Annotated in this window: 1 protein-coding gene and 1 pseudogene; both read right to left on the bottom strand. The window is 66.3% G+C overall.

Annotation, left to right across the window (positions count from 1 at the left end):
• Positions 1-307 precede the first annotated feature (307 nt).
• A complete protein-coding gene (locus tag JNW89_RS33290; protein ID WP_238452061.1) occupies positions 308-1,681 on the bottom strand; it encodes a hypothetical protein in 1,374 nt (457 codons plus the stop codon).
• A 625-nt stretch (positions 1,682-2,306) separates the two neighbouring features.
• A pseudogene (locus tag JNW89_RS33285) lies at positions 2,307-2,683 on the bottom strand (helix-turn-helix domain-containing protein); the annotation flags it as partial.
• Positions 2,684-2,872 lie beyond the last annotated feature (189 nt).

Raw genomic sequence — 2,872 nt, 5'->3', positions numbered from 1 at the left:
GGCGGCGGCCGACCGGATCGCCGCGTCGATCGGCCGGGACCGCAAGACGCTGGTGGCGGCGCTGACCGCCGAGGTGCACGGAAGTAGGGGGGACGACGGTGGGCTGAAACTGCGGCGCGAGGCGCCGAGGTGCGACCGTGTGGGTGCTGTCCTACGGGGACGGCCGTCAGGGCGGCGAGTACAGGTCGCGGACGGACGCGGAGATCGCCGACGTGCGCAAGGGCGGCGGCGGCGAGATCCGCCAGGTGCAGAAGTAAACGACGGTGCGGCGTCCTAGCGATCTTTGGTCGCTTACGACCAAAGATCGCTAGATCGGATACGCGTCGGGTGACCGACGAGCGAGCTTTGTCACCTCGTCGGCAGCTCGGCTGACCATTCGTGCGGTGGCCAGACGACCAGCCTCATGGCTCGCCCGCTCCGCGTCGTGGTCGGAGCGCTCAGCTTGGAGCGATCGTTCCAGTGAGGTGTGGTCGTCCGTGGAACTGTTCGCCCTGTGCTTCTTGGCAAGCGGCCAACCGACGATAATGCCGGCAACGACGATCAACAGTATCGGCAGTGACCTCGGCGGCGATCCGTCGCCGTTGCCTGCCACCAGGCTCAGCACGACGCTACCGGCGCAGAATACGACGACTCCTGCGATGCTCGAGGTCAGCCAGTCTGACGAGTCCGCGCGTCGGGTCTGCTCGGCTTCTGCAGGCCTGTCGACCATGGCGATTTCCTTATCGAGCTGGTTGACCCACGCCAGGCTCGCCTCCTCCTCAGCGGATGGCCGAGACAGGATCTGTCGAGCATCGCTCAGTTCGCCAGCCAGGCGGCGCAAGGTGTTCAGCCGTGACGGCAGATCGTTGCCACTGGCGACCTCTTCGTCGCTGTGGTAGCCGTATTCCTCCGCGCCGTCCAAGGCCGCGATGGCACGTTTCACAGCGGCCTGCTGTGCCTTGCTTAAGCGCTCCACCACGGGTGCCGCAATGGGAAGCGCCGACCAGGACGGGTCGGCCGCGAGCGTCGGATCGAGCATCATCGCTCGGTCAAGGTACTCGACGGCACGGAACCGCAGTCCGGCCGAGAAGGCAAGCTCCGGGGACTGGCGCAGACGCTCGACAGCATCTCTGAGGATGCTGTCGGCAATGTCCCGTTGACCGAGGCGGTCACGAACCGCGACGGCGAACTGGACGGCTCGCACAGCGATCGCCGGCTTGGTCTGCTCGCCATATCTGAGCGCTCGTTGGAAGGAGTCGGCGGCATCGGTCAGCCCGTCGACCGGCCGCTCCCCGACGCTTATTGCACCGAGTATGGCCGAGCCTCGGCCCAGATGAGCCTCCGGCTGGTCCCAGTTTCGCTCGATCGACATGTCGTAGTCGCGAACGGCTTCCTGCCACAGTTGACGTTTGGCTGCCGACGTGGCTCGTATGAGAAGTTCGGTTGCTGCCGTCCCGAGCGGTGACCGCAGTGACTCCGCGATCTCGCGTTGTATCTGCAGTTGGGCCTCGGCCAGGCGAGTCATCTGCCACACGTAGTCGCTGATTTCGGACAGCCTGGTGCTTGTGGTAGATCGGTGGCGGTCGAGGGTGGTCGCGACTGTCGCGGTCGATGAGCCCAGCGCGTCGACGCCCGCGACTAGATAGCGGAGCTCGCGTAAGGATTCTTCGTGGTGCCTCGACATGTCACGGGAAACGTCCACGGCTGCCCCTGTCGTCGTGCGGCTGTGCCGAGGCTAACCGCGAGGGGCGCAGGAAGGGCATCGCCGTTTCGTATACTCCCTTCGTCAGAACGGAGCGTCAAGCGCTGGTGACTGATGAGGATGCAGTCAAGTCGGCTACCGTACCGCCAAGGCTGTCGCCGTACCGCGAAGTTTTTCACCCAGGGCCCTGGCAAAGTCGTCGGGTGCCCGGCTTGATGTGGTTGGTGTAAGCGCGGCCTTGCAGGTGGTAGCAGGACGGGCATGACCGTTAAGGCTATCTGCGCCTTGTTGATCGCCCGACGTCGGTCATGCCTGCTCTGCCATCACCGCCGACCCGGTCCCTGTCGTGCGCACCGGCGGTCCGTGACCGGCTTGCGGCGCATCGGCATCGGCAAGGTTGGCCACCGAAAGGCGGGCGACCCTATGCTGCACGCCGTGGTCTCTGCTGAGGCTGGCGCCGGCGACAGTCCTGGCATGCCGGTGGCCGCGCGGCCGAGGCGGCCCTTTGGCTGGTGGGGCCAGCTGTTTGGGTTGGTTGTGGCCATGGTCGGTAGCGGACAGCTCCTGGTGTTCATGAAGATCCTGATCAGTGGTGAGGCGCAGCCTCGGGGGTTTAGCCTGAGAGGTTTGCCCGGCCACGGCGACGTTTGACCGCCACGTGCAGCCCATGCCGGGCCAGGATCCGATAGACCGTCATCCGCGACGGCACCGGACCCGGGCAGCCGTTACGGCCCAGCTCGAACGCGATCCTCCGCGCACCCCAGCGCGGGTGATCCCGCCGCAACTCACACACCGCCGCCTCCACCTCCGGCGACGCCTGATGCGGGCACGAGTCCGGCCGATGCGACCGATCCTGCAACCCGGCCAGACCACCCTCGTCATAGCGACGCAGCCACGCGTGAACGCTCTGCCGCGTCACCCCCATCCGCGCGGCGACCTCGCCGACCCGATCCCCGGCCTTCACCGCGAGGACCGTCGATACCGCTGCTCCACCACCGACATGTGCACCAGCGCCAATCCCGGCCCCCTGATCTCGCGATGCGCAAACATCACGCGATCAAGAAGCCGAACGCGGCCACTGTCAAGCATCAGGTGGGACGCAGGTAAAGCATCAGCCGGGACACGACACCGGGGCAGCGCGAACAGTTGCCGAATTCCGCTCTATCAGATCAAGGCGGCCCGCAAGCGGGC

Source organism: Micromonospora sp. 4G55, assembly GCF_016803375.1.
This window is presented reverse-complemented; position numbering and strand designations above follow the sequence as displayed.